Origin of the sequence: Occallatibacter sp., from assembly GCF_049802275.1 — a bacterium.
GTDB lineage: Bacteria > Acidobacteriota > Terriglobia > Terriglobales > Acidobacteriaceae > Telmatobacter.
Map to the genome: position 1 here is coordinate 1 of NZ_JBARMD010000594.1, position 5,941 is coordinate 5,941.

At 57.5% G+C, this 5,941-nt stretch carries 6 protein-coding genes; 1 reads left to right on the forward strand and 5 read right to left on the reverse strand.

The window, feature by feature from the left end:
• Positions 1-70: 70 nt before the first annotated feature.
• From WA354_RS20190 to WA354_RS20210, 5 genes are all read right to left on the reverse strand, one after another.
• Entirely contained in the window at positions 71-1,063 is a 993-nt protein-coding gene (locus tag WA354_RS20190; RefSeq protein ID WP_472814819.1) for a zinc-dependent alcohol dehydrogenase family protein, read from the reverse strand.
• A gap of 84 nt (positions 1,064-1,147) precedes the next feature.
• Positions 1,148-2,221, reverse strand: coding sequence for a YncE family protein (locus tag WA354_RS20195; RefSeq protein ID WP_472814820.1), 1,074 nt, complete (start codon positions 2,219-2,221; stop codon positions 1,148-1,150).
• A gap of 162 nt (positions 2,222-2,383) precedes the next feature.
• Positions 2,384-3,976 carry an L-glutamate gamma-semialdehyde dehydrogenase gene (gene pruA / locus WA354_RS20200; protein ID WP_472814821.1) on the reverse strand — a complete coding sequence of 531 codons (1,593 nt, stop codon included), beginning with the start codon at positions 3,974-3,976 and terminating at the stop codon, positions 2,384-2,386.
• 70 nt (positions 3,977-4,046) lie between these two features.
• Positions 4,047-4,373: a HigA family addiction module antitoxin gene (locus WA354_RS20205; protein WP_472814822.1), complete on the reverse strand. Its 327-nt coding sequence runs from the start codon at positions 4,371-4,373 to the stop codon at positions 4,047-4,049.
• Between the two features lie 35 nt (positions 4,374-4,408).
• On the reverse strand, positions 4,409-4,687 hold the full coding sequence (locus WA354_RS20210) for a type II toxin-antitoxin system RelE/ParE family toxin (RefSeq protein WP_472814823.1): 279 nt from the start codon (positions 4,685-4,687) through the stop codon (positions 4,409-4,411).
• A 254-nt stretch (positions 4,688-4,941) separates the two neighbouring features.
• On the opposite strand from WA354_RS20210, the gene WA354_RS20215 reads away from it, so the two are divergent.
• Positions 4,942-5,941 (forward strand): DUF3300 domain-containing protein (locus tag WA354_RS20215; protein ID WP_472814824.1); only part of this gene is annotated, 1,000 nt, incomplete at its 3' end.

A 5,941-nucleotide genomic window follows, 5' to 3' on the forward strand; every position in this document is an offset into this window, starting at 1 on the left:
GTGGGGTAAGCGGCGCGAAGGATCTGCTTTTCTTCCGTCCCGGATCGCAGACAGAACGACTTGTGCGACATCACGACACCCTGATCACAACTTTCCCCACCTGCTCGTTCGACTCAAGATACCGATAAGCTTCCACCGTGTCCTTGTATGCGAACGTCTTCGCGATCTTCGGTACGAAACGCCCATCCGCCAGCCGATCGAAGACATACTTCTTCGCCACCGCCAGCCTTTCCGGCTTTGTTGTAATCTCGCGAAGCGTATATGCCCGAACACTCAATCCAGTCCGAAACGATTGCATCAGCGGGAATGGCGTTGGCTGCATCGAAAGTCCTCCATAGATAAAAAGAATGCTGTCCTGCGCCGCGCCGGTTGCGAGCGTCTCCACATAAGGTCCAGCCACGGGATCAAAGATCAGCCGCGTCCCCTTGCCACCCGTGATCTCCTGCATGCGAGCCGTATAATCTTCCTCGCCGCTGACGATCACCTGATGTGCACCCAACGCGATCAGTTCGTCCTTCTTCGCGGAAGTCCGTGTAACCGCAATGGCCGTTGCACCTGCGTCGCGCACAATCTGGATCGCTGCAAGCCCCACGCTCGAAGAAGCCGCCGGAATCGAAACAAAATCACCGGCACTCACCTTGCCGTAGAACACCAGCGCACCGTAGGCCGTCAGATACTGCATCCATGCAGCCGCTGCTTGCTCCGGAGTCAGGTTCGCCGGATACTCTGTCAAAGCGAAAGCCGGCACCACCGCCTGTTCTCCGAGGGTGCCGTATTGATTCATGCCAAACGCCGGAATCGTCGCAACCTTCTTGCCGATCCAGCCAGAATCCACGCCCTCACCAACAGCTGCAACAACGCCCGCAACCTCGTATCCAATGCGCGACGGCAACTTCGCCTTTTCGAGGTACTGTCCCCGATAGAAAAGCGCCTCCGCGCGATTCAAACCCGCCGCCTGCACTCGCAAGCGTACCTCGCCATTCGCAGGCTCTTGAGGTGCGACCTCCTCAAACCTGAGGACTTCCGGACCGCCAAGCTGATGAAAGCGAATGATCGTCGGCATCTTGCCTCCACGCGCATTGGATGTGCGGGAAGAAACCAAGATGCGAACGATTATTCGTATTGGTGCGATTTTTCTGGAATTCGCCTATCGCCCAACCACTACCAGCATGAATGTGCCCGGCTTGGATTTCGGCCTGCCACCCGCGGTCGCGTCCTCAAACTCCGAGGTCGGAAGATAGATCTGATGATTGTTCCCATCGATGCCCATGGTCCGTGCACCATCCGGCGTCTTCACCGTTTGCTCAACCGCAAACTTGTCGCTTGCTGCGCCGATGACCGTGAGCGATCCATCGCGGCAGCTGGCAAAGGCCTGCCCGTTGTAAAAGCCAGTTGCGTCCACGCCTGCTCCAATCGGAAGCGCGGCCTCGATCTTTCCGTTTTCGGCGTTCATCACTACAAGCTTTTGAGGATTGCGGCAGCCGATAAACAGGCGATGAGAATTTCGATCCATCGACATACCAACCGGATGACCGCCCGGCGCAACGGGCCACTTTGCGGTGACCTTGCGCGTATTCAAATCGACGACGGCAACGAGGTCCTTGTCTTCCAGGTTGACGTACACTTTGCCCTCGCCGTCCGCGGCTAGAAACTCCGGTGCGCCGCCTAACTCAATCGGCGCGTCGATCTTGCCGCTCTGCGGATCGATATCAGGATGAAAGGTCATCAGCGCGTTGCCATCGCCCGAGACAGCCAGCACCAGGTTGGTTTTCGGGTCATAGATGATTCCATCCGCATCCGGCATGGCTGCGAGTTTGCCGAGCGCCGCATAGGTCTTTAGATCGAACACCAGGATTGCGCCCTTGCCGCCGCCATCGGTGATGAATCCGCGATTGAGCTTCGGAACAAGCGCCACTCCATGAGAGCGAATCTGCCCCGGAATATCCCCCAGGACCTTTCCGCTTTCATCATCGATCACCTGCGTATGCGTTGACCGCGTCACAAACAGCCGGTGCGACTGAGAATCAATCGTCACGTAATCCCAGCCCCCCTCGCCGCCAATATGAAACGTCTGCTTTACGTTCCAGTTCGATTGAGCCGTCGCCATGGCGGGAATTCCGAGCAGCACCAATAGTGCGGAAACAACAAGTCGATTCAGTCCCATCTCGATTACCTCTTGCAGAAAGATTGTGACGAGAGCCTCGTCAGTAGTCGTCAGCAAGCATAGTTCTGAAAACTTAAGATTGAATCAAGGAAACCGGCTTTTTGCTCAATCGTCGCGACTATCCTCGACTTGTTCAATCAAAATTGACATCAAAAACAGAAATCCCTCGAGAGAATCTCTCCCGAGGGACGCTGGTTACTTTCCCATTTTGAGCGTGTCTTACAGTTTCTCCGCCACGCTCTTGGCCTGGGTGAACAGCAGCAGATAATCCGGGCCACCCGCCTTCGAATCGGTGCCGCTCATATTGAATCCGCCAAACGGATGCGCACCCACCATCGCCCCCGTGCACTTGCGATTCAGATACAAGTTGCCCACGTGATACTCGCGTCGCGCCGTCTCCAATGCTTCGCGCGACCCTGAATAAATCGCCCCCGTCAGTCCGTACTCGGTATTGTTCGCGACCTTCAGCCCCTCATCGAAATCCGCAACCTTGATCACCGCCAGCACCGGTCCAAAAATCTCTTCCTGCGCAATGACCGCATCCGGAGCGACATCCGCAATCACGGTCGGCTCAAGGAAGAATCCCCCGTCGGCATTTTCAACCGCCTTGCCGCCCGCTACCAGCCGCCCCTCTTTCTTGCCGGTCTCGATGTATCCAAGAATCGAATCCATCGCCGCTTTGTTCACCACTGGCCCCATATTTGGATTGGTTACCGGATCACCCACGGTCAGCTTCGCTACCTTCTCGCGCACCCGCTCCAGAAAAATGTCATACACCGGAGCTTCAACAATCGCGCGCGAACAAGCCGAGCACTTCTGCCCACTGAATCCGAATGCAGCTGCTACGGTGCCATCGACTGCCGCATCCAGATCCGCATCCGCGCAAACCAGAATCGAATCCTTCCCGCCCATCTCCAGAACCGTGCGCTTGATCCAAATCTGTCCCTTCTGATGCTTCGCCGCGCGCTCGTGAATCTCAAGGCCCACATCGCGCGATCCGGTAAACGCGATGAACCGCGTCCTGCGATGCTCCACAATCGCATTGCCGAAACTCGCGCCGGATCCCGGACAGAAATTCACCACGCCGCCCGGCATCCCCGCTTCTTCCAGCACTTCGACAAACTTCGCGGCAATGGTCGGGGAATCGCTCGAAGGTTTCAGGATCACCGTGTTCCCGGTGACGATTGAAGCCACAGTCATGCCCGCCATAATCGCGAACGGAAAATTCCATGGCGGAATCACCGCGCCCACGCCCAGCGGAATGTACATCAGCTGATCGAACTCGCCCGGCAACTGAATGGGTGTCTCCGCTTTTGCCAGCCGCAGCGCCTCGCGGCTGTAGAACTCGAGAAAGTCGATGGTCTCGCCCACGTCCGCATCGGCCTCAGCCCAGTTCTTGCCCACTTCATAGGTGAGCCACGCGCAGAACTCGAAGTGCCGCTCGCGGATAATCTTTGCCGCGTTCAGGAGTAGCGAGACGCGCGTCTCCACCGATGTCCGGCTCCAGGTCTCAAACGCATCGAGCGCTGCCTGCATGGCTTTTTCGGCGTGCTCGGCTCCGGCCTTCTGGTGGACGCCGACTACCTGGGCGGGCCTTGCAGGATTGAACGACTTGATCTTGCCTTCGGTCCTCAGGCGGTGCCCGCCAATGATGAGGTCGTATTCGTGCCCCAGATGGCCTGCCACCAGGTCCAGCGCCGCCTGCATGGATCGGGCATTCTCGGGGTTCTTGAAGTCGGTAAACGGCTCATTGCGGTACTCGCCCTGGGGCGAGCGAGGCTGAATTTCGGTAGGAAGAGTCACAGTTGCCATAGCGAATCTAGTTTAGCCCTTGCAGCAGATTTTCGCCCCATGCGTGGATCGGGTAAACATGCGCCAGGTCCTACGCCGCCGAATAGGTCTCAACTTCGCGCTCAATGGTTTTTTCGAGCTCCAGCCTGGCCATAGAAAGATCGTGCTGTTGCTGAAGGTTCATCCAGAACTCAGGGCTGTTTCCAAAAAAACGGGCCAGGCGAAGCGCCGTATCAGTTGAAATTGCACGCCGGCCGTGAACTATGTCGCCGATGCGCGTTGCGGGCACCCGGATCTTCATCGCCAAAGCGTTCTGGCTGATCCCGAGCGGGATCAAAAACTCTTCTCGCAGCATCTCGCCTGGATGGGTAGTCACCCGCCGAACGTCCCAGCCCGAAGCTGGTCTCTTGATGGTCATAATGCTCGCTCCTCAGCGGAATACTCTGCAAACTGCTAGTGATAATCGGTGATCTCCACCTCATGCGCTCCATCATCCTTCCAGATGAAGCAAATACGGTACTTATCGTTAATTCTGATGCTGTGCTGGCCCTTCCGGCCACCAACCAGCGCCTCCAGATGACTCCCCGGTGGCACGCGAAGATCGTTCAAATTGATGGATGCCTGAATTTGATCAAGCTTCCGCAGCGCAACCTTTCTAATTGTTTCCCAGCGCCGATTTGCTCGCGCTTCAAAGAGGTGCTCTGTGTCCGCGTCTCTGAAGCTTTGAATCATGAGCAATTATATAACGTGCGACATTATACGTAAAACGTTATGCCCCCAGGGCCCATGGCGGCCCTGGCCTTTGACGTCCCGATTTCGACGATTCCGTTGCATCCGCGAAACTAACTCGCAGAGGCGGGGTTCCAGATTAGGTACTCCCGGGTGGGTCGAGTTTGCGCGAAAACACAACAGGAGTACACGAGCATTGGGCGATGACAAATGCTGACATGTCAGACCAGCGCGTCGCTCGAATCCAGTGAGGGACGATGAAACCCCAATTCGATCTGTACATTCGGCGCACGCCTTCCCCTGTATCGCTCTCAGTCTTACCTCAAAAGGAATCCAAGATCCCCGCTGCGCCGGCATTTCCCCGATTCTCCGGCAGAGGAACAGGAATTGCGACCTTTGCATGCGGTGTTGCCCTCGCCGGCGCGCTTGCACTTGCGCAGGATCCAACTCCAATCCCCAACTGGTCGACAGACAACCCCGGTACAACCGCAGGTCAATACGCGCCAAATCCGCAGGACGGGCAATACCCACAGCAACCTCAGTACCAGCAACAGCCTCAATATGAGCAACAGCAACCGCCCGCGTACGGCCAGCAAGGATACGGGCAACAGGGCTATCCCCAACAACAGCAGTCCTATAACGATCCAACCCGGGGCCTCGCCGCTCCCTATCAACCCGCCCAGGCCCTCACCCCAGACCACCTCGAGCAGATGGTCGCGCCAATCGCCCTTTACCCTGACAATCTCGTCTCCATGGTTCTTGCGGGATCGACCTATCCGGCTCAAATTGCCGCCGCCGACCAGTGGCTCCGCATGCAGGGTGGTGCGCCGCCTCAGCAGATCGCGGCCGGAGCCAATGCGCAGACCGGCTGGGACCCCAGCGTAAAAGCTCTCACCGGCTTCCCCCAGGTCCTGGACCAGATGGCGCAGAATCTGCAGTGGACCACTGACCTGGGCAACGCCTATTACAACCAGCCGCAGGACGTAATGCAGACCATCCAGGTCATGCGCGATCGCGCCCAGCAGGCGGGCAACCTTCAGAGCACGTCCCAGCAGGAGGTTATTCAGGATCAAGGCAACATCGAGATCGCGCCGCCCACCCCGCAGGTTGTCTACGTCCCTCAATACAATCCCTGGGCAGTCTACGGACAGCCGGTAGCTCCCTATCCCGGATTCCATTTCTTCGGAGCCATTGGAGCCGCGATCGACGGAGCCCTCTTTTTCGGTCCTGCAATCGCATTGGACGCAATCTCCTACC

What these genes read in the sequence shown, in the direction of transcription:
- pruA (WP_472814821.1), bottom strand. Translation starts at nt 3,976, where the DNA reads ATGGCAACTGTGACTCTTCCTACCGAAATTCAGCCTCGCTCGCCCCAG.
- WA354_RS20210 (WP_472814823.1), bottom strand. Translation starts at nt 4,687, where the DNA reads ATGATTCAAAGCTTCAGAGACGCGGACACAGAGCACCTCTTTGAAGCG.
- WA354_RS20190 (WP_472814819.1), bottom strand. Translation starts at nt 1,063, where the DNA reads ATGCCGACGATCATTCGCTTTCATCAGCTTGGCGGTCCGGAAGTCCTC.
- WA354_RS20205 (WP_472814822.1), bottom strand. Translation starts at nt 4,373, where the DNA reads ATGACCATCAAGAGACCAGCTTCGGGCTGGGACGTTCGGCGGGTGACT.